This window comes from Yoonia sp. BS5-3 (assembly GCF_038069655.2).
In the GTDB taxonomy this organism is placed as follows: Bacteria; Pseudomonadota; Alphaproteobacteria; order Rhodobacterales; family Rhodobacteraceae; genus Yoonia; species Yoonia phaeophyticola.
Map to the genome: position 1 here is coordinate 2,105,155 of NZ_CP150951.2, position 26,882 is coordinate 2,132,036.

Sequence of the window (26,882 nt, forward strand, 5' to 3'; positions counted from 1 at the left end):
GCTGGTAGCCGCGCGTTTTGGCGGGGCGTTTTGCTTTCAGCTGTCAAAGAGGATTTCAAGATGAACAAGGCGATTACGGATGGTATTGTTTTTCAACCATTGCCCTTTTCCGCCGGGCTTAGCATTTGGTCAAGCGGCGATGGGACGCCCGGGTCTGATACCTATGCTGTCAGCGGATCAGGGGTTTTTGTCGCTGCGGATCAGGATTTTGCCGGTTGTCTTGAGGTCCTCAAAGTCGATTCCGTTACCAATGTGCGCTATATGGGCGAGACACCTGTTTTGCCGGGCTGCTATCTGCGTGTCACCGCGCGGGTCAAGGCTGTTGCGGGTGCACTTCCATCGGTGCGCATCTCTGGCTGGGCAGGGCTTGCTGGCGGTGCACAGGCGACCGGGTTGACCGAATATGGACCAGCCACTCAACTGACGACATATGGCGAAGTGGTCGAGGTCAGCGCCGTCATCGCAACCGCCGATCGGACCGGCGTTGATATGGTTTGGACTGGCGCGAATTACGGGCATATCGGGCTTGATCTGACAGGTGCAAATGGCGGGCTGGTGCGGATCGACGATATTCAAATCGAAGATATCACATCCGTTTTCACCCGCGATTTGGTCGGTCTGGTTGATGTGCGTGATTACGGGGCCAAAGGCGATGGTGTCACTGATGACAGCGCGGCGTTCGATGCCGCAGATGCCGCCGCAAATGGTCGGACCGTCATTGTCCCCGAAGGTGACTACCTGCTTGCCAGTGATGTCAGCATGCAAAGTTCGGTGAACTTTATCGGGCGGATTGTCCAAGCGCCGGATTATCATTTCATTTTGCAGCGCGAATACAACTACGACAGCTATTTTGACGCTTTCCAGGACGAGGAAACCGCCTTTAAGAAAGCCTATCAGGCGTTGATCAACTTTGCCGATCATGAATCGCTGGATCTATGCGGTCGCCGGATCTTATTAACCGAGCCTGTGGACATGCAGGCCTGCGACCCAAGCCGCGACCGCTTTGAGACCCGCCGCGTAATCCGCAATGGCCATTTCCAGCCCGAGGATGGGGCGGTCTGGGACACGACCGAGGTCACATCCCAGGCGACCTATTCTGCCAGTGATGACAACCGCCTGACCAATGTCGTCAATATCGCCAGCATTCCGGTCGGTGCCTTGGTGCAGGGCAACGGCGTGGGCCGCGAGGTCTATGTGACGTCCGTCAATGTCAGCGCCGAGACGCTTGAGCTAAGCCGCCCGCTTTATGATGCGGAAGGGTCGCAAGAATTCACATTCACCCGCTTCAAATACATGCTGGATTTCTCAGGCTATGTGAAATTCAGCCAGTTTATCATTGATGATATTGAGTTTCAGGGGCGTGGTATCGCGAGTGGCATCATGTTGGCCCCCGATGGCTTTACTTTCCATATCCGCGATTGTTTCATCAACAAACCCAAAGACCGCGGTCTCACCTCGCCGGGTCGTGGTTGCCAGGGGATGATGATTGACCGCTGCAATCTGATCTCGGATGAGCAGGATGTGCCGGTGGCTGACCGGGTCAGCATCGGGTTCAACGCCAATGCCAATGACGTCAAAATCCGCAATAACCGGACCAGCAAATTCATGCATTTCTGTGTGCTTGCCGGATCGGGTAGCTTGATTGCCGGAAATCACTGGTTCCATGGCGATGATGAAGTCAATGGCGTCCGTAAGGGCGGGGTCGTCATCACATTGCCTAACCCCAAAAGCATATTCACCGGCAATTATTGCGATAACAACTTCATTGAATGGACAAATGAGCATTCCAGCTCGCCTGCGCTGGGCGCGCAGTTTTCCTTTGGTGGGCTGACGATTACCGGGAATATGTTCACCACCAATGATGTGGCCGATTGGTTCAATTTCATTGTGATCAAACCTTATGGGGCGAACCACTTTATCAACGGATTTGCTGTGGTCGGAAATGTGTTCCGGTCGCTCAATGGTCGTATTGACCGGGTTGAGAATGTCGACACGACTTTTGCGGATCTGGATTTCAGCCGCACCCGTAGTTTTGAATTCACCGGCAACACGTTCCACAACGTGAATGAACCTGTCTCGAACCCCGTTTCGTTGTCCCATACCCAAGCAACCGAGGCCTCGACATGGGTGATGGATACGGACACCAGCCTGCCATTTGGCGGTGTCGCTAAGACTGTCGAAAGCGTGATGCCAGTTGGGGAAATTACGGATACCAGCGACGCCCGCCGCCATGATTTCCCATGGGCCGAGGGCGGACAGGGGGCGGATTCGCGCTCGGTGCACCTGAATTGGCCCGTCGCGGTAAAAGGGGCTGTGCGTTATCAAGTTCGGATGGACGATACGATCTAGAGGCCATGTCGCCGCCTATGTTTGGTTGACAAAAAGGGCACCCTTTGGGTGCCCTTTTTCTATTTATGCGATCCTATTTGCCTGCAAATTAGGCAAGCGTTCGCAATCAGGGCAAAACTTGACGCGATTTTGCTGGTCCTCTCTGGCCTCATTGCCTGTTTCTTTGGCAGTTTGTCCGGCGAAGACTGACCGACAGGATCCGACGATCACCTACGCTGCCGAAATTCGTACCACTGATGCCGAACCGCTTGCGCCCCGCGCGCAGGGCGTTTTGCGTTTGGCCGCCAAGCGCCGCGATGCACAGACGGTGATCGCCGATCTGCGCCAGGAAGGATCGCTGAAGGCGCTGTTTCCGCAGGTCCGTGGTCATGCGCTGGACGCGGTGTTTCTGAATACGGCTGGCGGGCTGACGGGCGGCGATCGGATGCAGATCGACATACAGGCGCAGGCGGACGCGCATGTGATTGTATCCTCGCAAGCTGCGGAGCGGGCCTATCGCGCGCAGCCAAATCAGATTGCGCAAAGCGAAGTTCGTTTGCAGGCCGCACCGGGTGGACGCATCGATTGGTTGCCACAGGAAACGATCCTGTTTGATCAGGCCGCGCTGAACCGCCGCTTGGAGGTCCGGCTGGCTGGTGACGCGTCGGCCCTTTTGGTCGAGCCCATTATCTTTGGCCGCGCTGCGATGGGCGAAACGGTTGAGACATTGCATTTGCGCGATCAATGGCGCGTGTGGCGGGATGATGAACTGGTGTTCGCGGATGCGGTCCGCCTGATTGGCAAAGCGCAACAGATGCTGCGCGAAACTGCCATTGGCGGCGGGGCAGCGGCGATGGCGACGGTTTTGTTTGCCAGCCCGCAAGCGGCCGCATTTGCCGAACGGCTGACCTTGCCTGACACAAGCGGTGTGAGCCTTATCCGCGATGACGTTCTGCTGGTGCGGATGCTCGCGGCGGATGGCTTTGCGCTGCGAAAGCAGGTAATCCCTGTTGTTGAAGCGCTGTCCACAGCGCCCATCCCTCGTGTTTGGAGACTATAGACACATGCAACTGACCCCTCGCGAAAAAGACAAGCTGCTGATCGCCATGGCCGCTGAGGTCGCGCGCAAACGGCTAAACCGCGGTGTGAAACTGAATTACCCCGAGGCCATTGCCCTGATCACCGATGCGGTGGTCGAAGGCGCGCGTGATGGGCGGTCTGTGGCAGATATGATGGAGGCCGGGGCGCAGGTGATCACCCGCGATCAGGTTATGGACGGGATCGCCGAGATGATCCACGAAGTCCAGGTCGAGGCGACTTTTCCAGATGGCACCAAGCTGGTGACCGTCCATGATCCGATCCGCTAGGCGGATCGGTGAGGCTGAACAAGAAGGGGATACATGAATGAAACCCGGTGAATTGATTGTCGCAGATGGACATCACACGCTGAATGGCCAGGCCCATGTTTTGACGATAGAAGTGGCTAATACAGGAGATCGACCAGTTCAGGTCGGTTCGCATTTTCATTTTGCCGAAACAAATGCGGCCCTGGATTTTGATCGGGATACTGCGCACGGGATGCGTTTGGACATCGCCGCTGGAACCGCCGTCAGGTTTGAGCCCGGCCAGCGCCGCGAGGTGCATTTGATCCCGATTTCCGGTGCCCGCCGGGTCTTTGGGTTTAACGGTAGGGTCATGGGGGACCTGTGACGCAGGCAGCGTTCATAAGGCCTCTTATGCTGCGATGCAGAAAAATGCTGCATCGCAGAGCAAAACACGCTATGATTGATGCAATTGCAACTCTGCCCAAAAGGGGACAAAGATGACGCCTGCATTCACATTGACGATCTCAGCCCAAGCCCTGCGCGTTTCCAGCGCGGTCATCGGACAGCAAATGCAGCTGGCCGACCTGATTATTGACCAAAGCGTCGCGATGCAGCGCGCGATGTTGCCCGGTGAGGTTGTAAAAACCCCCAAGCCGGTGGCCCCCAAAGCCCCGGCCTCGAAGCCCAAAAAAGCCAGCGCTGCAAAGAAGCCTGCTGCGAAACAAGCATCTAAAAAGGCGCCGCCGCAAACCAAACCTGCCGCTTCAACAGTAGCCAAAGCTGCGAAAGTCACGCCAAAGCCCGCTGTGAAAGCTGCGCCAGCGAAGCCTGCGCCGAAGGTGGCTGCCGCGCCCAAGCCAGCAGCACAGAAGGCTGCACCTGCCTTGAAAGTGGTCAAACCAGAGCCCCAGGAAACACCTGCCGCACCTAAGGTTGAGACCAAGAAAGCGGATGCGCCGAAACCGGTTGCCAAAGCGGCGCCAAAGCCGGCTGCACCGAAAAAAGCCGCAGCAAAACCTGCAACTGCGAAAAAACCTGCCAAGAAAACGGCGACGGCCAAGACAAAGCCAGCCGCCAAGAAAAAACAAGCAGCGGCGACCAAGACGCCGCCTGCTACGACTAAAAAAACCACAAAATCAAACACAATCACGGTGCCTGATACCCCTTGGGATGGTCAGACTGCACCTGCAAAGAACTAACCGGAGACACCTATGCCAGCCACGATCTCGCGCGCCGATTATGCCGCAATGTTTGGTCCAACAATCGGAGACCGCGTCAGGCTGGCCGATACGGACCTGATTATTGAAGTCGAGCGTGATCTGACGGCTGAAAATGCCGGTGCAGCGACGACGGGCGGCGCCGGGGCGAACGCCCTTTTATATGGCGAAGAGGTCAAGTTCGGCGGTGGCAAGGTGATCCGCGATGGGATGGGCCAAAGCCAGGTGACCCGCGCAGATGGCGCTGTCGATACGGTGATCACCAACGCGTTGATCGTCGATTGGACGGGCATCATCAAAGCAGATGTTGGCCTGAAAGACGGTATGATCGTGGCTATCGGCAAGGCTGGCAATCCCGATACGCAGCCGGGCGTGGATATCATTATTGGCCCAGGGACCGAGGCAATCGCCGGTGAGGGGCGCATTCTGACCGCAGGTGGTATCGATAGCCATATTCACTTTATCTGCCCGCAGCAAATCGAAGATGCGCTGCATTCAGGCCTGACCACGATGATCGGCGGCGGCACTGGCCCCGCGCATGGCACATTGGCCACTACATGTACGCCCGGGCCTTGGCATATCGGGCGGATGTTGCAGGCGGCGGATGCTTTTCCGATGAACCTTGCCTTTGCGGGTAAAGGGAACGCATCAATGGCTGCCCCGCTTGAGGAACAGGTGCTTGGCGGGGCTTGCTGTTTGAAATTGCACGAAGATTGGGGCACCACCCCGGCTGCGATTGATACTTGCTTGTCGGTTGCTGATGCCATGGACGTGCAGGTGATGATCCATACCGACACGCTGAATGAAAGCGGCTTTGTGGAAAATACGGTTGCGGCCATGAAGGGCCGGACCATTCACGCCTTCCACACCGAAGGCGCAGGTGGTGGGCATGCCCCTGATATCATCAAGATCTGCGGAGAGGCGCATGTGCTGCCGTCCTCTACAAATCCAACGCGTCCGTTTACTGTGAATACGGTGGATGAACATCTTGATATGCTGATGGTCTGCCATCACCTGGACAAATCGATCCCCGAGGATGTGGCCTTTGCCGAAAGCCGTATCCGGCGCGAAACCATCGCGGCTGAAGATATCCTTCATGACATGGGCGCGTTTTCAATCATCGCATCTGACAGCCAGGCCATGGGCCGCGTGGGCGAGGTGCTGATCCGCACATGGCAGACTGCCGACAAAATGAAAAAGCAGCGCGGCGCGTTGCCTGAGGAAACCGGCGACAATGATAACGTCCGCGTCCGCCGGTATATCGCGAAATACACGATCAACCCGGCCATCGCGCATGGCATTTCGGGGCATGTGGGGTCAATCGAGGTCGGCAAACGTGCCGATCTGGTGCTGTGGAACCCCGCCTTTTTCGGTGTGAAACCGGAAATGGTTTTGATGGGCGGCACAATTGTTTGTGCGCAGATGGGTGATCCTAATGCGTCCATCCCGACCCCGCAGCCGGTTTATACGCGGCCCATGTTTGGGGCCTATGGCCGGTCGGTTGAAAACTCGGCCGTAACCTTTGTCAGCGCCGCAGCGCAGGATGCCGGTCTGGGGGATCGTCTGGGGCTGGCCAAAACAACGCTACCGGTTGTGAACACGCGCGGTATCGGCAAGACTGACCTAAAGCTGAACGATGCAATGCCGGCGGTTGAGGTAAATCCCGAAACCTATGAGGTCCGCGCAGATGGCGAATTGCTGACCTGTGAGCCCGCGCAAGAGCTGCCCATGGCGCAGCGTTACTTCCTTTATTAAGTCTTAAAGGATCAAGTTTTGCGAAACCAAAGTGCCGTTTCAGGTACTTTGGCTTCCACGTTTTGCCCGCTGCACAAGAAATCACCAGTTTTGAAAATTCAGCCAGATGCTGCTATGCAGCATTTGCATAGGCGTTTTGCAGGATCAATGATTGTCCCGATCGCTGCCGCCGCCTACCTTCGTGTCAGGGAGGAAACAACGCAAACACGAGGTTTCCTAAGATGAGCTACACTGCTGACAACACATTGATTTCCAATCGCGAAATGATTGGGCAGCTTCTGACACGGATTGGCAACGCACTTGCTATTCCCTTTGTCGCCATGGTCGAGGCCAGCGCCGCCAATGCCATTTTGGAAGAGCTGAACGAAACAACAGATGAAGAATTCGCAGCGCAAGGTACGACACGTGCTGACGCGGCACTAAAAGCGTTCGGTCGCTACGGCTACTAAACGGGTTTGGGGCCTTAGGGCCCCATCTTCTGCCATTGCATCCAGCGCAAGGTTGCGTAGTCTACCGGGGTCTTTGATCGAAGGATTGCCCCGATGAAACTGCAAATCTTGCTGCTGAGTGCCGTTGCCGCTCCAGCCATTGCTGAATGCCCTGCTGCGGGCGATCTATCCGGTGGTATCCGCGCCTATACGGACGATGGTGGCTATGAGGATTATCAGTCGCTCCGTGACGGGGTCGTTGAAATCAATGTCGTCTATGACGATGGCTATACCGGCCGCATGCTGCTGGCACAGGGGACTTACATTCTTGATGCGGTGGATACCGAAAACGGCAAACCCGTTGCCGATACGCGGCTGACCTACGCATATCCCGTCAACGCGCAAGACATGCCGATCCCGCAGGCCGATGCGCGCTGGTCTGGCCGGATCAATCTGCGCGACCTCGATGGTGTTTTCCAAGAAAGCCAATCCCATCGCTGGGGGCCAGTCACACGCGCTACTTTTGGCGCTTGCAGCTATGATACGATCGTCGGAAAAATCGATTACAAAGGGGATGGCTACAGTTTTCAGGAAGAGATTCAGTACCTTCCCGAACTGGGGATTGGTCTATTGACCGGCTATACTGATGCTGCCGAGGGTATCGATGATGTATACACCTATATATCCATCGAAAAGCTGCAGAACTGACGATGACTGCTACGGCCTACAAGCTTCACCCACATACCCATGGCGCGCCCGCCGCGACGGTGTCGCTGACTTATGATGCGCGATTGCTGCGCCGCAAACGTCTGGTGACGGATGGTGGCGTGCCTTTTCTGGTTGATTTGCCGCAAACCACATCCGTCAATGCTGGCGAGGCCTTTGTGCTCGAAGATGGCCGCGAGATTCAGGTTGTGGCGGCGGATGAGCCGTTGATGCGCGTCACTGGCGATCTGGTTCGCCTGGCTTGGCATATCGGCAACCGGCACGCGCCCTGCGCGATAGAAGCGAGCGCAGTGGTCGTGCAGCGCGAAAAGGTCATGCGCGCAATGCTGGAACAATTGGGCGCCACAGTCACAGATTTTGACGGCCCCTTCACGCCGGAAGGCGGCGCATATGGCCATGGGCGCACCATGGGCCATGATCACAGCCATACACATGCGCACTGATCAGCTTTTGACACTGACGCAATGGCTGTCGCCGGCTTACCCGGTGGGGGCTTTTGCCTGGTCGCATGGGCTAGAGCGGGCCGTTGGCCGGGGCGATGTCAGCAATGCCGCTGATCTATCGGATTGGCTGGAGGCGGTTTTGTCCAAAGGGGCAGGGCGGTCGGATGCGATATTGCTTTGTGCGGCCTATGGCGCGGACGAGATTGACGATATCGCCGCACTTGCCGCCGCACTTGCCCCATCGCTTGAACGTAAAATGGAAACCTTGCAGCAGGGCGCAGCCTTCGCCGCGACAACGCGGGCCGTTTGGGGGTTCGATCTGCCTGATATGGCCTATCCGGTTGCCGTTGGGCGGGCCGCAAGCCTGGCTGGGTTGCCGCTGGAACCGGTGGTTCATGTCTGGTTGCAGGCCTTTGTCAGCAATCTGGTGCAATGCGCCCAGCGGCTTTTGCCAATTGGGCAAACGGCAGGCCAGCAGATCTTGCATGCTTTGAACCAGGACATCGTTGTCGTGGCGCAAGAGGCGCTGAACGCGTCGCTTGATGATGTCGGATCGGCTACATTCGCGGTTGATACAGCCTCGATGCAGCATAAGGGAGAATATGCGCGGATCTTCCGTTCATGACGGCTCTTTTGACAGGCGCTTTGGTTATTCTGGCAGTGATTCATGCCCTTTGGGGGCTTGAGATTTGGGTGCCTATCCGGGATGAGGCACGACTGGCCCGCACGGTTGTCGGCGCGCGTGGTGTCACGCGGATGCCCGGCGCGATCCCTTGCTTTTTGGTTGGGCTTGGCCTGCTGATCATCGCCATTGCGCTTTGGTTTCCGCAGGTTTTGCTTGGAAAACTCATCTTATGGGGCGCTGCCGCTGTTCTCATGGGGCGCGGTGGTATTGCCTACACGCGGTTCTGGCGCAAAATGACCCCCGAACAGCCCTTTGCAACCTATGACAAAAAATACTACGCACCGCTTTGTCTGCTGCTGGGCGGTGGGATTGTCTTTGTTCTGCTAAGAGGTATCTAAATGTCGCCAAATGGACCTTTGCGCGTGGGGATTGGTGGGCCGGTCGGTGCCGGGAAGACCACGTTGACCGCTGCTTTGGCGCAAGCCCTGAAAGACAAGCACAGTCTTGGCGTGATCACCAACGATATTTACACGCAAGAGGATGCCGAGGCGCTCATGCGCATGCAGATCCTGCCTGCGGATCGGGTGATGGGGGTCGAAACCGGTGGTTGCCCACATACCGCTATTCGCGAGGATGCTTCGATCAATCTTGCTGCCGTGGCCGAGATGCGCGAACGCCATGATGATCTTGAGCTGATCCTGATCGAAAGTGGCGGGGATAATCTGTCAGCGACTTTCAGCCCTGAATTGGCGGATATGACGATCTATGTAATCGACGTGGCCGCGGGCGAGGAAATTCCGCGCAAGGGCGGGCCAGCGATCACGCGCTCGGATATTCTGATCATCAATAAGGTTGATCTGGCGATGCATGTTGGTGCCTCGCTTGAGGTGATGGAACGGGATGCCGCGCGCATGCGGGGCGATCTGCCCGTTGTCTTTGCCAGCTTGCGGCACGGCAAGGGCATAGATGAAATCTGCGCGTTGCTGCAAGAGATTGGCGGACTGTAAACCTAATAAGTGGTCCAAATATCGAATTTCAGCGCGCTGCCCCTGTCCCCAGTCAGCGCCTGCACGGCCCCGACGCCAACCCGATACCTGTCATTAATGGTAAATAGGATCGATGGGCTGATCTTTGCATAGATATCGTCGTCAAAACCTTCGCCGGTTTGAAGCTGCAGCGTTGTCGTCCAACGATCCGTAAGGTTATGCCCCCAGGTGAAATCGGCCTTTGACCGGAAAACCTGATCGATATCGCCATATGTGGCCGTGTAATCGACCGCGAGCCAGCCACGATCCAGCCCGCGCCCCCAGGACAGGCCGCCCCGCATCAGCCGCTCCATCGGGTTATACTCATCCACGCGGGCGCCCAGCGCAAAGCTGGCAGCGACCTTGTCACGCCGCGTTGTGTCGCCCAATGGGAAACGCGCAAAGGCAAATCCGGTGTCAATCCGACCCTGATCAGCCGTGTGGTAATCAATGCCCACAGTCATCAGGTGCGATAGCCCATATTCGACATAGAGGGTCGGGTCATAATGGACAGGCAATTCGGCCCCGTCAGATAGAAGTAAATTTCCGCCCGATGCGATGAATAGCTGGCCCTTCTCGCGGGCCCAGGCCCCTGCATGGGCAGGCTGCGCCGCGATCAGGCAGATGAAAACGATGAAAAAGCGCATGAAAAACCCTAAAGACCAGCAAGACTTTGTCTGGTTTTGGTTAATGCGCGGTTAAACGGCCTTCACCACGAGATGTAAATTTATTGACACCGCATACGTTGAATTGGTGTCAATATTCACAAATTCAGAACATGCCGCCCCCTGCCGCTTGGATTCTCGGGCGATCTGATGATGATAGCCAGCGGAGGACGGCGTAGCTTTGCGCCAACAGAACGATCGATAACGAACAAGGGGGAGCGGCGATGACCAGCCAACCAGACACGACATATCCGCCATCAGCCGATATGGCTGCAAATGCGCATGCCGATAAGGCGACTTATGATGCGATGTATCAAGCGTCTATCAATGATCCAGAAGGTTTCTGGGCCGAGCACGGCAAGCGCGTTGACTGGATCAAACCCTATACCAAGGTCAAGAATGTCAGCTTCGCGCCGGGCAATGTTGATATCAAATGGTTTGAAGATGGCACGCTGAATGTAAGCGCCAATTGCATCGACCGCCATCTGGCGACACGCGGCGACCAGACTGCGATCATTTGGGAACCTGACAGCCCTGACGACGCTGCTTTGCACATTACCTACAAGCAGTTGCACGAAAAAACACAGTTGATGGCCAACAGTCTCAAGGCGCTTGGGGTTGGCAAAGGGGACCGCGTGGTTCTTTACATGCCGATGATCCCGGAAGCGGCCTATGCGATGCTGGCCTGCGCGCGTATCGGGGCCATCCACTCGATTGTCTTCGCTGGTTTCTCGGCTGACGCCTTGGCGGCCCGGATCTCTGGATCGCAGGCAAAGGTTGTGATCACCGCAGATGGTGCACCACGCGGCGGGCGTGTGACGAACCTTAAAGACAGTGTCAATCAGGCGCTGATCAATGTCATGCATGATTGCAAGTGCCTGTGCGTCCAACGGACCGGTCAGCAGATTGCCTGGCGCGAGGAAGGTGACTACTGGCTGCATGAAATGGAGGCAGAGGTCAGCCCCGATTGCCCGCCCGAAGAAATGAATGCCGAAGACCCGCTTTTTATTCTATACACGTCCGGCTCGACCGGTCAGCCCAAAGGCGTGGTCCATACGACAGGGGGCTATATCGTTTATGCCTCAATGACCCATCAATACACGTTTGATTATCATGATGGTGATATCTTCTGGTGCACCGCTGATGTGGGCTGGGTTACGGGCCATAGCTACATTGTTTATGGGCCGCTGGCCAATGGCGCCACGACCGTGATGTTTGAAGGCGTGCCCACCTATCCTGATGCCGGCCGCTTTTGGCAGGTTTGCGAAAAGCACAAGGTCAACCAGTTCTACACGGCACCAACGGCCATTCGGGCGTTGATGGGCCAAGGCAATGAATTTGTCGAAAAATATGACCTGTCGGATATCAAAGTGCTGGGCACGGTGGGTGAACCGATCAATCCCGAGGCGTGGAATTGGTACAATGATGTGGTGGGCAAAGGTAAAGCGCCCATCGTTGACACATGGTGGCAGACCGAAACCGGTGGGCATCTGTTGACCCCACTTCCGGGCGCCATCGCGACCAAGCCGGGATCGGCCACGGTGCCTTTCTTTGGGGTGCAGCCGGTAATCCTTGAGCCAACGACGGGGGAAGAAATTCACGACCTGGCGGCCGAGGGTGTCTTGTGCATGAAAGACAGTTGGCCCGCGCAAATGCGGACGGTCTGGGGTGACCACGAACGGTTCGAAAAGACCTATTTCAGCGATTACAAGAACTACTACTTCACCGGGGATGGCTGTAAGCGCGATGCGGATGGCTATTACTGGATCACAGGCCGCGTCGATGACGTGATCAATGTCTCGGGTCACCGGATGGGCACCGCCGAGGTGGAAAGCGCATTGGTCGCCCATGCTAAAGTGGCCGAAGCCGCTGTTGTCGGCTATCCGCATGATATCAAGGGGCAGGGGATCTATGCCTATGTGACCTTGATGAACGGACAAGAGCCGTCCGAAGAGCTACGTAAAGAGCTGGAAACTTGGGTGCGGGCTGAGATTGGACCGATTGCGAAGCCCGATTTGATCCAATGGGCACCTGGGTTGCCCAAAACCCGCTCGGGCAAGATCATGCGGCGCATCCTGCGCAAAATCGCCGAGGATGATTTCGGCGCGCTGGGCGATACATCCACGCTTGCTGACCCATCCGTGGTGGACGACTTGATCGAAAACCGGATGAACCGCGAAGCTTAGTTCTCGGAAGAGTAATATCTGCCGCCCTGAAAGGCACGCTTTTGGCGTGTCTTTTTGGGTGCGGATTTCGCGGGTTATGACCCGCCGATCACGCCTAGAGGATAAAAGGCGCATGATGTCCCACTTGACCAATTTGTGGACATTTTGGACTCTCTGTCCTGTTTTCTTGACGATTTTTCACAGACGAACACTTGTGACATTGATCTCCAGCGCCAAAGCATGCAAAGGAATTGTTCGATCCCTGCATTGCCGAGGATCGCTTAACTAGCATAAATGAATGAAAGATGATCTTGTGAAAAAAAATTCAATTGCGATTGTATGTTTTGGAATTACCGCATTTTCGGCCGTGCCTGCGTGGTCCCAAGTACTGGGTTACGGTGAAATCACCGGCAGCTATACAGAAGGTGACCGGGGTGATAATGAACCAACCGATGATTTCAGTACCATTGGCATAGCAGGGGCTGTTGCTTATGCGATAAACCCTCAAATGCGCCTTGCCTTTGACATTGCGCTGAACGCCAATAACGGTGGCGAAGATATTTTCGATGGCCAAGAGGTCGGCAATGACGGCGAAATCGCAGTGCATTTCCTGTATGATCTGTCCGCAGGTGCAACCATCGGTGCATATCTGAGCGGGGGCATTGCACAATCCGAACGCGACGAGCCTTTGGAAGAGTACCCTTTTGCATCATTTGGCATTGAAGGTAGCATGGCTTTCAACGAGCAGTGGAGCGGGTACGCACAGCTTGCCGCGGTTGATCAATCAGATGACGATTTGGGCAGCGGCGGCTATAAGGAAGGGTACGCGCTGCGCCTGGGTGGTACTTATCAGTTCAACGAAAGCACTTCATTCTATGCAGATGTCCAATATGGCGAAGCCAAAGATTATGAAGATGCAGATGAAGATGGCGAATTTGCACGTCTTGCGCTTGGTGGTGAAACCCTCATCAACGCGACAGATTGGGCCGTAACCTATGAGATTTCGCGTGAATCCTATGTTCCTGATGAGGGTGCTGATTCAAACGATACCCAGGTCGTCACGGCCACATTGGGTGCGCGTTATTATTTTGGCGGTGCACGGCCCTCTGATTTGCGGGATGCGGGTGTCATTGGCACGCCCGACATCGTCAGTCGCGCAAGCTTGTTCACCAGCGCCGCTGACTAGTTTTGGTGCCAATGGGGCGGATACTTCGCTCCATTGGCGACCTGAAACGTTACTATGAGACGTTATGCATCACGATATCGAACCCTTCATTGGGGCCTGGCATAACGAAGTGTTTTGCGAGCTGATGAAACTGCGGGGCGCTTAGGGCAAACGGGTGGTCTCCGGCGGCATTGCGTGCCCGCAGGCGCTTAAGGCACGCCGCGTCTGAGACATCGAGGACATGCAATTGATGTGCCGCGCCGCTTTCGTCGATGATCTGGCGCAGCCAGCGGCGGGCAGCCAAGGTGTTTGCCTGAAAATCCAAAACAACCGCGTTGCCTGCTTTCAGCAATGACACAACATGCGGGCCCATCACGGTGCGCAGTTTTGTCATGCAGCGCGTATAGTCTGACAGGCTGGTCAGCTCGCCTATGAACAACGCATTCAGCCAATCATCCTCCGAGATGATGATGGTGCCTGATGCTTGCCCCAAACGGGCCGCGAGGGTGGATTTTCCTGATGCGGGTTTGCCGCACAGCATGTGGAGAACTGGTTTTGTACTCGTCATCAAAAGCGGCCTTTTCTATCCGCATGAAACTCATATTACTTTTTTATGTCCAGCCCGTTGCGACCGGGCGTCAATGATCCTCTTCTTCGCCTTCACTATGGATGACGAGGTTTTCAAGGAAAGCCACCAATTGCAGCTGCGCATCTTCTGAAAGCGCTGCATAGGCATCACGGCTTTGCGTGCCTTCGCCAGCATGCATCATGATGGCTTCATGCAAGGTTGTTGCGCGCCCATCGTGCAGCCAGGGTCCGGTTGTGCCAACACCTGCCAGCGAGCGGGTCATGAACATCTCAGCCCCGATCCCAAGCGGGCTTGACGGATCAGCCAATGCCGCGCCCATATCGTGTCTCTTGAAATCGGTGTACCAGTTCACAACGCCCCGCCCGGTGGTGTCGGTCTTGACCGCGCCCAGATGGTACATTTCGCCCGAAGCCAGCGTGACCTGATTGTTTGGTGGGTCGGTGCGCATGTCAAAGGCCAGCGCCGTATCCTGACGTAGACCATGATCGACAGGGGCTGATCCGTCAGGAAACACCATATCGTAATAGCCGGGGGTCCGGCTGGGTTCGCGGAAGATAGGTTCGTCAAGCACCATCTCGGATACATGGCAGCTGGTACAGCCCACAGCAGCAAAGCTTTCCTGTCCGGCCATGATTGCGCTTCGGTCTTCATCTGCAAGTTCGGTCAATCCAAGATCGGCTAGCTCGACAAGGCTGGTTGGACGTTCCAACGCGGCCATGTAAATCGTCAAGGCCGTCAGATCGCCAACCGTTAGTTCGCTTGTGACCCCGTCATAATCGCCATCTGCATCACCAACCAATTCCACACCCTGAAGACCCATTTCATTATGGGCAGCGCCGCGGGTAAAGCTCCGCAGGGTGGCTTCATTCCCTTTCCAGCCAAAGGGTTTGATGACCAGATCGTCGTCGATGCCAGACAATCCGCTGACATCAATATCGACCGAGCAGGGCGCCTCGGCGGTGCGTGTAAAGCCTAACGTGCCAAAGGCGACACCCTTCGTGACCAGGGTCGCCGTTGCGCTGCCTTGTTCGCAGGCCATCATGCGGGCACCTTCGCGCTGCAGATATAGATCAAGGCTCATCTCTTCGGCCAGACGCTGCGGTATGGCCAATGCAAAAAGCGGGGTCGTATTCCGCTCCAGATATTGGGACGGATCGCCGGTATGGGCCGGATCAAGCACAACATTCATGGCGACACCGCCTGCACCATTGGCCAGCGGGGCACTGTGACAGCTGATGCATTGGGTCGCGTTCGCACCGCCCTCACGCGCTGGGAAATGGGTGCCCCATTCGCCGGGGCCGTTCAGATCAGCGCGGGGAAAGCGGCTGAAACGGCGCCCTTCCCCGATATTGGCGCCCACGCCCTGTTCGGCGGTAAAGCTTGCTTCAGTCAGCTCATCGCCCATCTCAAAGGCAAAAGCGAATGCCTCTTCCCGCTGGCCACTTGTGACGAGCTGGTTCAGATAGAGCTGATCAATCGGTTCCAGCGCATGTTCTTCTTCATCGGCCTCTGCTGCGACGTCAACGGCGTCGGGGGTTGCCGGTTCGGTCGTATCACTAGAGCCAGCTTCAACCGCGGCGGACATCAAAGCAGGTGTATCTGCTGATGCTGTGTCTTCGGGATCGGGCTGTATGCTTTGGAAATAGATGAAGCCACCGACAAGGATGCCAACAAATAATATTGCTCTGATAATATTCATGTCCGCGCGCCCCCGCATGTTGTGAACCACGTCCAAGAAGCAGCATCACAAACGCGTGATCAACCGGGAATCAGGTAGAGCCTGAGTATTGGCGCATCGCCGCCGATATACAGGTAGGGGTCAGCGATAATATGTCTGGAACGTTGCAGTCTGTATCAAACGTGGCTCAGTCGCTGACAGTCTTTCTGATGCCAGGTTCTGACGCATCCTGGTTCAGCATCGTTACCTCACGCTGTGGGAATGGAATGCTGATCCCGTTCTCGGCAAATGCATCCCAAAGGGCCAGATAAACATTGCCTCGGATGTTGGTCAGGCCGCCAGTCGGGTCTCTGATCCAGAAACGCAGCACATAATCGACGGAACTGTCCCCGAAGCCCACGATATGACAAACGGTATTCTTGTGCGTCAGCACGCGGTCAACACTTTGGGCGGCCTCAATTGCGATCCGGCGGACATCATGGGGGTTGTCGTGATATGCGGTGCCAAAATGAATATCGAGCCGTACGAAATCGCTCGAATGGGACCAGTTCACCACCTGCCCGGTGATCAGGTCTTCGTTGGGGATCAGATATTCGCGTCCGTCCCGGGTAATGACCGAGACATAGCGTGCGCCAAGCGCGTTGATCCATCCAAATGTATCGCCCAGGCTGATCACATCGCCAGGTTTGATGGATTTATCCAGCAGGATGATGACGCCTGAAACGAGGTTGGACACAACCTTTTGCAGCCCAAAGCCAAGCCCGACACCAATCGCCCCGGACAGCACGGCCAAGCCTGTCAGATCGATCCCCAAAGCGCGCACACCCAAGAAAAACGCAGCGCCGTAAAAGGCGATTTGCGCGGCTTTGACGATCAGGACCTGCATCGATGGGCTGATATCAGCGTTGCGCTTGATCCGGCTGGCCGTCGTGGCGGTAAAGAACCGGGCCAAAGTGATCAGCACTCCAAGGATGACCAAGGCCTGGATCAGCAACAAAAGCGAAAAGCGGATATCGCCGACCGAAAACCCAGCGCTGTCCAAAAGCTGCTCGGCGGGGTCTAGCAGGTTCAGGATGCGCAATGTGACATAGGTCCAGGCGCCATAGCGCACCGTTTTACGCAGGCTGGGGCTTTTGATCAGGCGGGTGAGAAAGACAACAGACAGCCAAGCGAAGGCCAATGTGCCAATGATTGACAAAAGGTAGCTGCGGCTGGGCCAGGTGACCTCGCGCATGATCCAGATGGTCGCCCAGATCAGGGTGACAAAGAAGATGGCGCGCAGCCGCTGATGGATAATGGCCAATATGCGCATACGCCATTTGGGCCAGTCCTGACGGGCACCCATCCATGCCCTGATGCGGGGGCCCAAAACAGCGCGCAATATATGTGCCAGCGCGAATAGCCCCAGCGCGATCCCAATCTGATAAAGGTTCCACGTACGAAAAAGGCCTTCAAACGCGGTTTGTCCTTGCGCCAGTAAATCAGTGCCAATGCTCAGCACTTGATCAATCTCAGGGTTGGTCCCGGCGATGACATCGTCGGGGCCGCGCATGGTGACGTGGCGAGACATCGTTTTCCTTCATTTGAACCTTTGTTCAGAAACTGTCGCATGGGGTGGGGTCACCAGGCAAGTGACCCTGGGATCGGCGCAGGATTGCAACATCGATAACCATGTTTCCAACGCGGCCTTGCTGCATCTATAGACAAGGGTTAATAATCCCCTAATTTGCGATTGACCGGACTGGAGCTGACGATGGACCTCACCTTATTACTTGCCCTTCTGGGGTTGGGCGTTCTGGTCATTCCTGCCCTTGGGGGCGACGATGATGATGACAGCGCGGATGAAGATAACACCATCCGCGGCACCTCCGAAGATGATGAGCTTGAAGGCACTACTGACGGAGAAGAGATCCTGGGCTTTCTGGGCGACGATATCATCAACGGCAATGGCGGCCTTGATATCCTGCGGGGCAGCGGCGGTGAGGACACGATCACTGGCGGTGCGGACCGGGATGAGATTTATGGCGGCGCGGATAATGATGAGCTTTTCGGACTTGGCGGTGACGACACTATCGAAGGCGGCGGCGGTAACGATGTTATCGACGCAGGCGAAGGTAGCGATATCGTACGTGCCGGCGCGGGCGATGACACGGTCTACGGCAATCTTGGCACCGATACACTGCGCGGTGAAGATGACGATGATGATCTGTTCCTGTGGGGCAATGAAGGTACAGCCTTTGGCGGCGAAGGGGATGATGATCTGATCATGGTCACAGGGCGCGGTGTGCTTGACGGCGTTGCTGGGACCAACACGTTTTACGCGCTGGCCAATGATGACGATGAACAGCAGACCGTCGCGATCATTCAAGAATTGGGCGACGGTGATCAAATCGTCATGACAATCGATACCGATGATGCAACGGTGGTAGGCGAAGATCTTTTGGTGACAGTCACCGAAGGCACAATTAACGGGATCGAAGGTTACAATGTTGAAATCGCGTTCGCCGACGAATCTGATGAACCTGCCCAGTTTGAAACCTCACGGGTCTTCATTTACGGGCGTAGTTTAGACATCGAAGATGTTGTCGCCTCAATCCAAGTCGATGTGACTGTTGACGCAGAACTGACGGTCGAAGGGGCGCAAGCGACATTTGACGCCCTAGAGCCAGATGCACCTGCGCAGACCGACCCGGTCGTGACCCCATAAACCCGGTCGAAATCCCACCCAATGCCACAGCCCTTGCGGCATTGGGCTTGCCTGTGTATCTGAGCGGGTATGATTCAGGTTTTTGATATGGACGATCGTGCACGACTGCCTTGGCGGTTTTTTGGTGCGATCTGTACGATTCTTGCACGGGGCTAATCCCTGCTCTGCCCGCATACCTGACATTTACTGACATTTGAAAACGGGAGAGGACCCATGTCCCCCAAAACGCTCTACGATAAAATCTGGGACGCCCATGTCGCCCATGAAGCCGAAGATGGCACCTGTCTTTTGTATATCGACCGCCATTTGGTGCACGAAGTCACCAGCCCGCAGGCCTTTGAAGGGCTGCGTATGGCAAATCGCTCGGTCCGGGCACCGGACAAAACGATCGCCGTGCCGGATCACAACGTGCCCACCACGCTTGACCGGGCCGATGCGACCACGATGACTGAAGATAGCCGCATCCAGGTGGCCGCGCTGGATAAGAACGCCAAGGAATTCGGCATTCACTACTATCCAGTCTCTGACGTTCGTCAGGGGATTGTGCATATCGTCGGGCCTGAGCAGGGTTGGACATTGCCCGGCATGACCGTCGTTTGCGGCGATAGCCACACGGCGACCCACGGGGCTTTCGGGGCGCTTGCCCATGGGATCGGAACCTCTGAGGTTGAACATGTGCTGGCGACCCAGACCCTGATTCAGAAGAAATCGAAAAACATGAAGGTCGAGATCACAGGCAAGCTGCAGCCGGGTGTGACCGCCAAGGATATCACCTTGTCCGTCATCGGCGCGACAGGCACGGCAGGTGGCACCGGCTATGTTATCGAATATTGCGGCGAAGCGATCCGCGATCTGTCGATGGAAGGCCGCATGACAGTCTGCAACATGGCGATCGAAGGCGGCGCGCGCGCTGGTTTGATTGCCCCCGATGAGAAGACCTTTGAATATTGCAAAGGCCGTCCGCACGCGCCCAAAGGGGCCGAATGGGAAGCAGCAGTCGCATATTGGAAAACGCTCTTCACCGATGAAGGGGCGCATTTCGACAAGGTCGTAACAATCAAAGGCGAAGATATCGCACCGGTTGTCACTTGGGGAACATCGCCAGAGGATGTGTTGCCGATTACAGCCAATGTTCCTGCTGCCGGCGATTTTGAAGGCGGCAAAGTCGGGGCGGCCCAGCGGTCGCTTGATTATATGGATCTGACACCAGGTACGCCGCTGTCTGATATCAAGATCGACACTGTCTTTATCGGGTCATGCACCAACGGGCGGATCGAAGATCTGCGCGCTGCTGCTGAGATCCTGAAAGGCAAGAAAATCGCGGTTGAGCGTGCGATGGTTGTGCCCGGCTCGGGCCTCGTGCGGGCGCAAGCCGAAGAAGAAGGGCTTGCGGAGATCTTCAAAGAGGCTGGCTTTGAATGGCGTCTTGCTGGCTGCTCAATGTGTCTGGCGATGAACCCAGACCAGTTGCAACCGGGCGAGCGTTGTGCGGCCACGTCAAACCGCAACTTCGAAGGGCGGCAAGGGCGGGGCGGACGCACCCATCTGATGTCGCCGCAAATGGCTGCCGCAGCGGCGGTGACCGGAAAACTGACTGACGTGCGGGAGATGATGTAATGCAAAAATTCACAAAGCTCACAGGCATCGCCGCGCCGCTGCCCTTGGTGAATATCGACACTGATATGATCATCCCAAAGCAGTTCCTGAAGACGATCAAACGCTCAGGCCTTGGGGTTAATCTGTTTGATGAGATGCGCTACGATGATGACGGCAATGAAATTCCCGATTTCGTGCTGAACAAACCGCAATACCGCGAGACGCAGATCCTTGTCGCAGGGGATAACTTTGGCTGTGGATCGTCACGTGAACACGCGCCTTGGGCGATTGCCGATTTCGGGATCACCTGCGTGATTGCGCCCAGCTACGCGGATATTTTCTATAATAACTGCTTCAAAAACGGTATCCTGCCTATCGTGCTGCCGCAAGAGCAGGTAGATGTGCTGATGAAGGATGCCGAGAAGGGGGCCAACGCACGCATCGAGATCGACCTAGAGGCGCAGACGATTACTTCTTCGGATGGGGACGTCTTCAATTTTGAAGTCGACGCCTTCAAAAAGCACTGTCTGATGAACGGGTTAGACGATATCGGCCTTACCATGGAAAAGGCATCAGCCATTGATGCGTTTGAGGCACAGATGAGCGCGCAGCGCCCCTGGACCTGATCAAAAAACAAGGGCGGCAATCATAGGTTGCGTGATTGCCGCCCGGCCCCGAATATGTGACAAGTTTCGTATATCGTTTCGTATCTATTGCTTGCAAAGACGCACCACTATCTGTTCAAATTGTTGAATAATTTGCCGTGTGTAGCTAGACTTGTTGTATTATAAGATGGCCTCCGGCAAATTTTCGAAAACAGGATTTGCGGCCGGTTTTTTGACTGACGCAGTAATAAGACAGGGGACGCGACCGATGTCGCAAAGTCCACAAGAGGGCAAATTTGCAGTTTTCTCGCGCCTACCTGCCGCGTTCGTTCGCGCAGTTATGGTCGTGATCCTTATTGTGCTGCCCTCGGCTCTTTTGGCAACAAATGCGTCTGAGGGGACGCAAATTATTGCGCTTGTTGCTATATTTGCGGCGCTGTTCACCATTGTCGAATACAGTGCGAGCAGCCCCAGCCTGGTCGAGTTTCGGGATGCGCCACCGTTTAATCGGACCCGCTTTTCGGCGCTTTTTGCGACAGTATTGTGCCTATCCGTAATCTTCCGGGGCTATCAATCGCCCTCAATCATTACCGAGTTTTTTCAAGACAGTGGCAGTCAGATCGGACGGGCGATTGATTTTCCGTTTTCGCCGGTCCGGTTGATGGTGCTGACCATGCCTGCCGATAGCGACCCACGGGTGGTTGAACGTCTGCGCGACGCGGCGGGGCTGGCCTATATGATCGCGATGATTTCGATTGCTTGGTTCGTGATCCTGCTGCGCCTGCGCCATTGGCCGCGACGCGGTGGAGCATTTAATGTCTGGGTCAATCTGCCCACATTCGATCCGACAGCAGGCGGTGATGTTGTCCAGCGGCTACAACGCGACGGACGGGTTAACATTATCTTAGGGTTTCTTTTACCATTCCTGGTGCCAGCAGCGTTAAAGCTGATCTCGTTCTTTGGGACGCCGATCCAGCTTGACGATCCACATACGTTGATCTGGACAGTAACAGCATGGGCCTTTCTTCCAGCCAGTATCCTGATGCGGGGCGTGGCGCTCAGCCGGGTGGCAAGCATGATCGATATTCAGCGCAAGATGGCCTATGCGCGCGCAGCGTCAGACGATTATCAACCAGCCTGATCCTTTGTTGCCTGCCTTGTCTTGGGCAGGCTGAACAGCTTCGGATTGCGACATTTGCTGCCCCGCTTAGCCGGGATGGACCGGGTCTGCTGCTGCGGGACATTCGCAAAGGTGAGGATGATCAGATCGCAGCCATCGCGCAGGTGATCGCACATACTGATCCTGATATCCTTGTTCTGACGGATTTTGATTATGATCTGGAAGGGCAGGCGCTGACGGCATTTAATGCCTCGCTTTCTTCAGGTTACCCCCATGTCTTCGCGCTGCGGCCCAATACTGGGATCGCGACGGGCCGCGATATGGACCAGAACGGACGCCTGGGCGAGGCCCGTGATGCGCAGGGCTATGGACGCTTTGCGGGCGATGGGGGCATGGCGATCTTATCACGGTTGCCGATCATGGCCGAAGATGTGCAGGAATTTTCATCGCTGCTTTGGAAAGACCTACCCGGGGCGATATTGCCCGAACTGGACGGCGCACCGTTCCTACCAGACCAGATCACAGCGGTGCAGCGTTTATCCTCAAGCGGGCATTGGTCGGTGCCGATCCAAATGGAAGATGGTGAGGTGTTCCATCTTTTGACGTTCGCGGCGACCCCGCCTGTGTTCGACGGACCCGAAGATCGCAATGGGCTGCGCAATCGTGATGAATTACGTCTGTGGGAGGCGTTCCTGGACGGCAGTTTTGGCCCAGTTCCGGCCAGTTTTGTGATCGCGGGCAATGCAAATCTTGATCCCGAAAACGGGGCTGGACTGACAGGCGCCATGGCGGGTTTTCTGGCACGGCCTGATGTGCAAGATCCCTTGCCTGGCCTGCCAACTGCTGATTGGGATGATGATGGGCCAGGTGATCTGCGGGTTAGCTATGTCCTGCCGTCGGTAGATTGGCAGATCAGCGCTGCGGGCGTGTTCTGGCCCGCAGCAGATGATCCAGCGGCCGCCTTACTCGGCGATGATGGTCTGGCCGCCGGGGTGCATCATCTTGTCTGGGTGGATGTCCGCCGGTAGCCCGCTGAGCATGACAGTCTCAAGATCGGTCGCATGAAAACCGGGCAAAAGACGTTCGAATTTCGCAGACCCGATCTGATGGGGCATGTGATAAAGATAGCGCATCTCGTGCATTTCGCGGGCCAATTCCCAAAATGGGCTTAGCAATCGCATAAGCCACCAGGCGAATGCACCGACCTTGATCTTGCGTCCGCTGCGCGCCTCAAGAACTTTGTGCAGATCAGTGATGGTGAAAGCATGGCCCGGAAAGGGGATATCCTCAAACGAGGCGAGTTCACCGCGCATATCGGCTAGCATCACTGCTGCGCGCGCCCAATCGGGGACATAGGCATAAGCCAGCAAGATGTCAGGATCGGCGGGGGCGGCGATACGGCCTTTGGCAATCTCGCGCATGATCAACATGCTCATGATGTCGCCATTGCCGAGCGGGTCAATGAAGTTGCCGGCGCGCAGGACGATGGTTGGTACGCCTGCATCGCGATAAGCTGCCTCCATCTCGATCCTGATTTGGCCCTTGCGGGTCTGGGCAGTCTGCGGGGTGTTCTCATCCAAAAGGCCGGGACGATCACCATAGTTATAGATATTGCCGGGCAGGATCACCGCCGCGCCGCTGGCTTTGGCGGCGGCGATAACCTGGGCGGTGATTGCCGGAATGGTGCGTGCCCAATCGTGATAGGCAGGCGGGTTTAGGCCGTTGACGATCACATCCGCGCCCATGGCGGCCTGCGTCATATCACCTGTCTTGCGATCATAGTGGCGGACCTGCCAACCGGCATTCCAAAAGGCGTCTGCGGAATGGCTTCCGATCTTGCCTGATCCGCCTAAGATCAACACTGTCTTTGTCATGATACGCTCCATTTGTTGTCACGGCGACATTCGGCTATTCATTCATCGATTGAAATTGCTAAAAATTGCAGATCATGTATTCATTTGTGAATGGATAAATCGATTGATAAGTTGGATTGGTCACTTGTGCAGGCGTTTTTGGCTGTCGCGGAGACCGGCAGCCTGTCGGGCGCGGCACGGGTGATTGGGGCCAGTCAACCAACGCTTGGGCGGCAGATCAAACTGATCGAAACGCAATTAGGGGCCGAGCTGTTCTATCGCCAACCGCGGGGCCTGATGCTGACCAAGACGGGTACTGATCTGGTCGGACCGGCAAAGGCAATGCGCGACGCTGTGCGGCAAATCGCATTGACGGCGGCCGGGCAACAGGAACAGTTGGAAGGGACAGTGCGGATCACGGCAAGTGTGACCACCTCAGCGATCCATCTGCCGCCGATCATCGCGCACATTCGGCGGCTTGAGCCTGATATCGCCATCGAACTGGTCCCCAGTGATGACACCCGCAACCTTCTGTTCCGCGAGGCCGATATCGCCGTGCGCATGTACAGGCCAACGCAACTGGATCTGGTCACGCAGCATATCGGCGAAATCGAGCTGGGGATGTTCGCCGCCAAATCATATCTGGCAGCGCACGGGACGCCGCAAACGCTTGATGACTTCGCTGCGCATGATTTTGTCGGCTACGATATCAATACCCAGATCATCGAAGGGTTTGCCGCCTTCGGGATGACGGTGAACCGCGATACGTTCAAAACCCGATGCGACGATCATCTGACCTATTGGGAGCTGGTGCGCGCAGGCTGCGGGGTCGGCTTTGCGCAGGCCGATATCGGGCGTGCTGATCCCGATATTGTTGAAATCGACATGGATATTGATTTGCCAACCCTACCCATTTGGCTGACAGCGCATGAGGCAATGCGGCAGACACCCCGTATAAGACGGGTATGGGGCCTTTTGGCAGAGGGGCTGAAACCCGTGGTGATCTAGTCAATCGGAGGCATGCCAAAACGCTGGCGCATTTGCTGATAGATTGCCGCACGGGCTTTGTCTTTGGTCCTGTTGCGCGGTTCAAGCGCTTTGAGAACCCGGCGCGGATCACAGACCCAATAAGACACGCCCTCTGCCACATGCTGGGCCGCGCCCTGCATCAAGGATGCGTAAGGGTCAGCATGTGCAATGACGATATCAAGAGGGCCGAAAGCCGTTACAAAAAGCCAATCCAGATTGTCGGCATCCGGTGGGTCAGGGCGCCAGTTCGCACAGGCCTCAAGCGTGCCGCGTGCGCCGCCCCAGCCATCCAGATAGGCGGCCACAGCATTCAGATGTTTCAGACAATCGGCCAGACGGCGCAGATTGTCCTCCGACAGGTCCGGGACAACATCCAGATCGTTCGGAATGATATCGGCGCCATGCAAGGATAGCACCGCTGATCCGCACATGACCCAGCGCACCGCATAGGCATCCAGTGCCGCGATCAGCGGGGCAGGTTGCAAAGGCGGGCGATCCTTGGGGCCAAATGACGACATATGCCGATCATAGCACAACCCGCGGTGGGCTGCTGCACAAGGCTCTTGCTTGAATATTCCGGTGGGTCGGGCTAGTGCACTGGCAACGCAAAACCCAAGGAATTTATGTCATGTCCAACCCATCCCTTTTGATCCTCGCCGGTGACGGTATCGGCCCCGAAGTCATGGATGAGGTGAAACGGATCATCAACTGGTTCGGGGACAAGCGCGACCTGACATTCGATGTGTCCGAGGACCTGGTCGGCGGTGCAGCCTATGACGCGCATGGTGTGCCCCTGCATGATGACACAATGGCCAAGGCACAAGAGGTGGACGCCGTTCTACTGGGCGCGGTTGGCGGGCCGAAATACGATGATCTAGATTTCAGCGTAAAGCCGGAACGCGGCCTTCTGCGCCTGCGTAAGGAAATGGATCTTTTCGCCAACCTGCGTCCCGCCCAATGCTTTGACGCTCTGGCGGATTTTTCATCCCTCAAGCGCGATATCGTTGCAGGCCTTGATATTATGATCGTGCGCGAGCTGACATCGGGCGTCTATTTCGGTGAGCCACGCGGCATCCATATGGAAGACAATATGCGCGTGGGTGTAAACACGCAGCGCTATACCGAGGCCGAGATTGAACGCGCCGCCCGCGCCGCCTTTGAGCTGGCGCGCAAACGGTCGAACAAGCTTTGCTCGATGGAGAAAGCGAACGTCATGGAAAGCGGTATCCTGTGGCGCGACGTGGTGAACGAAGTGCATCAGGCCGATTACGCCGATGTGGAACTGTCCCATATGTATGCCGACAACGGTGCGATGCAGCTTGTACGTGCGCCCAAGCAGTTTGATGTGATCCTGACTGATAACCTCTTTGGTGATATCCTGTCCGACTGCGCGGCAATGCTTACCGGCTCGCTTGGCATGCTGCCATCGGCTTCGCTTGGCCTGCCAATGGCCAATGGACGGCCCAAGGCGATGTATGAGCCGGTACATGGCTCAGCCCCCGACATCGCAGGGCAGGGCAAGGCGAACCCGATTGCCTGCATCCTGTCCTTTGCTATGGCGCTACGTTATTCCTTTGATGAAGGGGCCGAGGCTGATCGTCTGGAAGCAGCGATTGAAAAAGTACTGGCCGATGGCGCCCGCACCGGCGATCTGATGGGGCCAGAGGGTGGCACCCCGCTGAGCACGACGCAGATGGGCGATGTGATCATCGAAGCGCTTGAGGCTTCGCTCTAGATTCCGGCAATCCTTGGCATGCGGCCAGCAATTGATCGGCCGCGTGACCAGCTCAGTCTTCGCGAACAGGCATGGACGGGCGGGCGCATGCTTTGCTAGGATC

27 protein-coding genes are annotated in these 26,882 nt (G+C 56.3%); 21 read left to right on the forward strand and 6 right to left on the reverse strand.

Features of this window, described 5'->3' with window-relative positions:
• The first annotated feature begins 60 nt into the window (after positions 1-60).
• From AABB29_RS10560 to ureG, 12 genes are all read left to right on the forward strand, one after another.
• Positions 61-2,349 (forward strand): glycosyl hydrolase family 28-related protein, encoded by a 2,289-nt coding sequence (locus AABB29_RS10560; protein ID WP_341366952.1) that lies wholly within the window; start codon positions 61-63, stop codon positions 2,347-2,349.
• Between the two features lie 118 nt (positions 2,350-2,467).
• Positions 2,468-3,388 carry an urease accessory protein UreD gene (locus AABB29_RS10565; protein WP_341366951.1) on the forward strand — a complete coding sequence of 307 codons (921 nt, stop codon included), beginning with the start codon at positions 2,468-2,470 and terminating at the stop codon, positions 3,386-3,388.
• Positions 3,389-3,392: 4 nt separating this feature from the next.
• Complete coding sequence (locus AABB29_RS10570; protein WP_341366950.1) at positions 3,393-3,695, forward strand: urease subunit gamma; 303 nt, start codon at positions 3,393-3,395, stop codon at positions 3,693-3,695.
• A gap of 37 nt (positions 3,696-3,732) precedes the next feature.
• Positions 3,733-4,038 (forward strand): urease subunit beta, encoded by a 306-nt coding sequence (locus AABB29_RS10575; protein WP_341366949.1) that lies wholly within the window; start codon positions 3,733-3,735, stop codon positions 4,036-4,038.
• A gap of 112 nt (positions 4,039-4,150) precedes the next feature.
• Positions 4,151-4,852 (forward strand): hypothetical protein, encoded by a 702-nt coding sequence (locus AABB29_RS10580; protein WP_341366948.1) that lies wholly within the window; start codon positions 4,151-4,153, stop codon positions 4,850-4,852.
• A gap of 12 nt (positions 4,853-4,864) precedes the next feature.
• Positions 4,865-6,625: an urease subunit alpha gene (ureC, locus tag AABB29_RS10585; RefSeq protein ID WP_341366947.1), complete on the forward strand. Its 1,761-nt coding sequence runs from the start codon at positions 4,865-4,867 to the stop codon at positions 6,623-6,625.
• A gap of 221 nt (positions 6,626-6,846) precedes the next feature.
• Complete coding sequence (locus tag AABB29_RS10590) at positions 6,847-7,074, forward strand: hypothetical protein (protein ID WP_341366946.1); 228 nt, start codon at positions 6,847-6,849, stop codon at positions 7,072-7,074.
• A gap of 93 nt (positions 7,075-7,167) precedes the next feature.
• A complete protein-coding gene (locus AABB29_RS10595; protein ID WP_341366945.1) occupies positions 7,168-7,761 on the forward strand; it encodes a hypothetical protein in 594 nt (197 codons plus the stop codon).
• Between the two features lie 2 nt (positions 7,762-7,763).
• Entirely contained in the window at positions 7,764-8,222 is a 459-nt protein-coding gene (locus AABB29_RS10600) for an urease accessory protein UreE (protein ID WP_341366944.1), read from the forward strand.
• Positions 8,170-8,847, forward strand: coding sequence for an urease accessory UreF family protein (locus AABB29_RS10605; RefSeq protein WP_341366943.1), 678 nt, complete (start codon positions 8,170-8,172; stop codon positions 8,845-8,847). The genes AABB29_RS10600 and AABB29_RS10605 overlap by 53 nt, the downstream gene beginning before the upstream one ends.
• A complete protein-coding gene (locus AABB29_RS10610; RefSeq protein ID WP_341366942.1) occupies positions 8,844-9,245 on the forward strand; it encodes a DUF3995 domain-containing protein in 402 nt (133 codons plus the stop codon). Before AABB29_RS10605 ends, AABB29_RS10610 begins: the two co-directional genes overlap by 4 nt.
• Complete coding sequence (ureG, locus tag AABB29_RS10615) at positions 9,246-9,854, forward strand: urease accessory protein UreG (RefSeq protein ID WP_341366941.1); 609 nt, start codon at positions 9,246-9,248, stop codon at positions 9,852-9,854.
• Between the two features lie 2 nt (positions 9,855-9,856).
• On the opposite strand, the gene AABB29_RS10620 is transcribed toward ureG, so the two are convergent.
• Entirely contained in the window at positions 9,857-10,519 is a 663-nt protein-coding gene (locus AABB29_RS10620) for a hypothetical protein (protein ID WP_341366940.1), read from the reverse strand.
• Between the two features lie 242 nt (positions 10,520-10,761).
• Between AABB29_RS10620 and acs the strand changes: the two genes are divergently transcribed.
• Positions 10,762-12,723, forward strand: coding sequence for an acetate--CoA ligase (gene acs, locus AABB29_RS10625; protein WP_341366939.1), 1,962 nt, complete (start codon positions 10,762-10,764; stop codon positions 12,721-12,723).
• Between the two features lie 292 nt (positions 12,724-13,015).
• Positions 13,016-13,888, forward strand: a complete 873-nt coding sequence (locus AABB29_RS10630; RefSeq protein ID WP_373636494.1) for a hypothetical protein — start codon at positions 13,016-13,018, stop codon at positions 13,886-13,888.
• A 52-nt stretch (positions 13,889-13,940) separates the two neighbouring features.
• On the opposite strand, the gene AABB29_RS10635 is transcribed toward AABB29_RS10630, so the two are convergent.
• From AABB29_RS10635 to AABB29_RS10645, 3 genes are all read right to left on the reverse strand, one after another.
• Positions 13,941-14,435: an ATP-binding protein gene (locus tag AABB29_RS10635; RefSeq protein ID WP_341366937.1), complete on the reverse strand. Its 495-nt coding sequence runs from the start codon at positions 14,433-14,435 to the stop codon at positions 13,941-13,943.
• A gap of 70 nt (positions 14,436-14,505) precedes the next feature.
• On the reverse strand, positions 14,506-16,155 hold the full coding sequence (locus AABB29_RS10640) for a di-heme oxidoredictase family protein (RefSeq protein WP_341366936.1): 1,650 nt from the start codon (positions 16,153-16,155) through the stop codon (positions 14,506-14,508).
• A 166-nt stretch (positions 16,156-16,321) separates the two neighbouring features.
• Complete coding sequence (locus AABB29_RS10645; protein ID WP_341366935.1) at positions 16,322-17,704, reverse strand: mechanosensitive ion channel domain-containing protein; 1,383 nt, start codon at positions 17,702-17,704, stop codon at positions 16,322-16,324.
• Between the two features lie 183 nt (positions 17,705-17,887).
• On the opposite strand from AABB29_RS10645, the gene AABB29_RS10650 reads away from it, so the two are divergent.
• The 5 genes from AABB29_RS10650 (at position 17,888) to AABB29_RS10670 (ending at position 23,190) form a co-directional block, all read left to right on the forward strand.
• A complete protein-coding gene (locus AABB29_RS10650; protein WP_341366934.1) occupies positions 17,888-18,841 on the forward strand; it encodes a calcium-binding protein in 954 nt (317 codons plus the stop codon).
• A 213-nt stretch (positions 18,842-19,054) separates the two neighbouring features.
• The gene (gene leuC / locus AABB29_RS10655) at positions 19,055-20,458 is read left to right on the forward strand and encodes a 3-isopropylmalate dehydratase large subunit (protein WP_341366933.1); all 1,404 of its coding nucleotides are present in this window, start codon (positions 19,055-19,057) and stop codon (positions 20,456-20,458) included.
• On the forward strand, positions 20,458-21,063 hold the full coding sequence (gene leuD / locus AABB29_RS10660; protein WP_341366932.1) for a 3-isopropylmalate dehydratase small subunit: 606 nt from the start codon (positions 20,458-20,460) through the stop codon (positions 21,061-21,063). Before leuC ends, leuD begins: the two co-directional genes overlap by 1 nt.
• Before the next feature lie 247 nt (positions 21,064-21,310).
• A complete protein-coding gene (locus AABB29_RS10665; protein WP_373636495.1) occupies positions 21,311-22,183 on the forward strand; it encodes a hypothetical protein in 873 nt (290 codons plus the stop codon).
• Between the two features lie 89 nt (positions 22,184-22,272).
• Positions 22,273-23,190, forward strand: coding sequence for an endonuclease/exonuclease/phosphatase family protein (locus AABB29_RS10670; RefSeq protein ID WP_373636915.1), 918 nt, complete (start codon positions 22,273-22,275; stop codon positions 23,188-23,190).
• Here the strand turns inward: AABB29_RS10670 and AABB29_RS10675 are convergent.
• Complete coding sequence (locus tag AABB29_RS10675) at positions 23,125-24,036, reverse strand: epimerase (protein ID WP_341366929.1); 912 nt, start codon at positions 24,034-24,036, stop codon at positions 23,125-23,127. The genes AABB29_RS10670 and AABB29_RS10675 overlap by 66 nt on opposite strands.
• A 90-nt stretch (positions 24,037-24,126) precedes the next feature.
• Here AABB29_RS10675 and AABB29_RS10680 point away from each other — a divergent pair, with 90 nt between their 5' ends.
• A complete protein-coding gene (locus AABB29_RS10680; protein ID WP_341366928.1) occupies positions 24,127-25,023 on the forward strand; it encodes a LysR family transcriptional regulator in 897 nt (298 codons plus the stop codon).
• Here AABB29_RS10680 and AABB29_RS10685 read toward each other — a convergent pair.
• Positions 25,020-25,562 (reverse strand): hypothetical protein, encoded by a 543-nt coding sequence (locus tag AABB29_RS10685; protein WP_341366927.1) that lies wholly within the window; start codon positions 25,560-25,562, stop codon positions 25,020-25,022. The two genes, AABB29_RS10680 and AABB29_RS10685, sit on opposite strands and share 4 nt — an antisense overlap.
• Before the next feature lie 110 nt (positions 25,563-25,672).
• Here AABB29_RS10685 and leuB point away from each other — a divergent pair, with 110 nt between their 5' ends.
• The gene (gene leuB / locus AABB29_RS10690) at positions 25,673-26,779 is read left to right on the forward strand and encodes a 3-isopropylmalate dehydrogenase (RefSeq protein ID WP_341366926.1); all 1,107 of its coding nucleotides are present in this window, start codon (positions 25,673-25,675) and stop codon (positions 26,777-26,779) included.
• Positions 26,780-26,882 lie beyond the last annotated feature (103 nt).

Bases quoted from the DNA above. Each gene is read 5' to 3' on its own strand.
- AABB29_RS10640 (WP_341366936.1), bottom strand. From the start codon at position 16,155: ATGAATATTATCAGAGCAATATTATTTGTTGGCATCCTTGTCGGTGGC.
- AABB29_RS10665 (WP_373636495.1), top strand. From the start codon at position 21,311: ATGTCGCAAAGTCCACAAGAGGGCAAATTTGCAGTTTTCTCGCGCCTA.
- AABB29_RS10620 (WP_341366940.1), bottom strand. From the start codon at position 10,519: ATGCGCTTTTTCATCGTTTTCATCTGCCTGATCGCGGCGCAGCCTGCC.
- AABB29_RS10600 (WP_341366944.1), top strand. From the start codon at position 7,764: ATGACTGCTACGGCCTACAAGCTTCACCCACATACCCATGGCGCGCCC.
- AABB29_RS10590 (WP_341366946.1), top strand. From the start codon at position 6,847: ATGAGCTACACTGCTGACAACACATTGATTTCCAATCGCGAAATGATT.
- AABB29_RS10645 (WP_341366935.1), bottom strand. From the start codon at position 17,704: ATGTCTCGCCACGTCACCATGCGCGGCCCCGACGATGTCATCGCCGGG.
- AABB29_RS10650 (WP_341366934.1), top strand. From the start codon at position 17,888: ATGGACCTCACCTTATTACTTGCCCTTCTGGGGTTGGGCGTTCTGGTC.
- AABB29_RS10610 (WP_341366942.1), top strand. From the start codon at position 8,844: ATGACGGCTCTTTTGACAGGCGCTTTGGTTATTCTGGCAGTGATTCAT.
- AABB29_RS10570 (WP_341366950.1), top strand. From the start codon at position 3,393: ATGCAACTGACCCCTCGCGAAAAAGACAAGCTGCTGATCGCCATGGCC.
- AABB29_RS10595 (WP_341366945.1), top strand. From the start codon at position 7,168: ATGAAACTGCAAATCTTGCTGCTGAGTGCCGTTGCCGCTCCAGCCATT.
- leuD (WP_341366932.1), top strand. From the start codon at position 20,458: ATGCAAAAATTCACAAAGCTCACAGGCATCGCCGCGCCGCTGCCCTTG.
- ureC (WP_341366947.1), top strand. From the start codon at position 4,865: ATGCCAGCCACGATCTCGCGCGCCGATTATGCCGCAATGTTTGGTCCA.
- AABB29_RS10675 (WP_341366929.1), bottom strand. From the start codon at position 24,036: ATGACAAAGACAGTGTTGATCTTAGGCGGATCAGGCAAGATCGGAAGC.
- AABB29_RS10560 (WP_341366952.1), top strand. From the start codon at position 61: ATGAACAAGGCGATTACGGATGGTATTGTTTTTCAACCATTGCCCTTT.
- AABB29_RS10680 (WP_341366928.1), top strand. From the start codon at position 24,127: ATGGATAAATCGATTGATAAGTTGGATTGGTCACTTGTGCAGGCGTTT.
- AABB29_RS10685 (WP_341366927.1), bottom strand. From the start codon at position 25,562: ATGTCGTCATTTGGCCCCAAGGATCGCCCGCCTTTGCAACCTGCCCCG.
- ureG (WP_341366941.1), top strand. From the start codon at position 9,246: ATGTCGCCAAATGGACCTTTGCGCGTGGGGATTGGTGGGCCGGTCGGT.
- AABB29_RS10575 (WP_341366949.1), top strand. From the start codon at position 3,733: ATGAAACCCGGTGAATTGATTGTCGCAGATGGACATCACACGCTGAAT.
- AABB29_RS10635 (WP_341366937.1), bottom strand. From the start codon at position 14,435: ATGACGAGTACAAAACCAGTTCTCCACATGCTGTGCGGCAAACCCGCA.
- acs (WP_341366939.1), top strand. From the start codon at position 10,762: ATGACCAGCCAACCAGACACGACATATCCGCCATCAGCCGATATGGCT.
- AABB29_RS10605 (WP_341366943.1), top strand. From the start codon at position 8,170: ATGGCCATGGGCGCACCATGGGCCATGATCACAGCCATACACATGCGC.
- leuB (WP_341366926.1), top strand. From the start codon at position 25,673: ATGTCCAACCCATCCCTTTTGATCCTCGCCGGTGACGGTATCGGCCCC.
- leuC (WP_341366933.1), top strand. From the start codon at position 19,055: ATGTCCCCCAAAACGCTCTACGATAAAATCTGGGACGCCCATGTCGCC.
- AABB29_RS10580 (WP_341366948.1), top strand. From the start codon at position 4,151: ATGACGCCTGCATTCACATTGACGATCTCAGCCCAAGCCCTGCGCGTT.